At 67.8% G+C, this 395-nt stretch carries 1 protein-coding gene; it reads left to right on the top strand.

What is annotated here, in order from left to right; genetic code table 11:
* Positions 1-7 precede the first annotated feature (7 nt).
* The coding region (locus tag P0G09_RS15885; protein WP_275253140.1) for a serine hydrolase at positions 8-395 on the top strand (388 nt) is incomplete at its 3' end.

The following is a 395-nucleotide window of genomic DNA, read 5'->3' as shown; positions in this document are numbered from 1 at the left end:
CTCCTGGCTGTTAGCGCTGGCTGTGCGTACGGCACAGGGGGCCGGGCTGCGGGTGGCCCTTGGGGGAACGGGACCGGCAGTGCAGGCGGATGCCCCGGCGGTGCTGGCGGCGGCTCCGGCCAACAGCGGGCTGCAGCTGGAATGCCGGGCGGCAATCCTCATGGAGCCGGAGACGGGCCGTGTGCTCTTCGAGAAAGCACCGGTTGAGCGGATGCCCATTGCTTCCATCACCAAGCTGATGACCCTGCTGCTGACCTTTGAGGCCATCCGCGGTGGAAAACTGACCCTCGATACCCCCGTGCCGGTGAGCGAACACGCCTACCACAGGGGCGGCAGCCAGATCTGGCTGGAGCCCGGGGAGCAGTTCACGCTGGACGAGATGCTGCGGGCCATCT

It is taken from the genome of Faecalibacterium sp. DFI.5.82, assembly GCF_029076575.1.
Lineage (GTDB): Bacteria > Bacillota > Clostridia > Oscillospirales > Ruminococcaceae > Faecalibacterium > Faecalibacterium duncaniae.
Note: the sequence above shows the minus strand (reverse complement) of the source record. Positions and strands in the feature narration are given on the sequence as shown.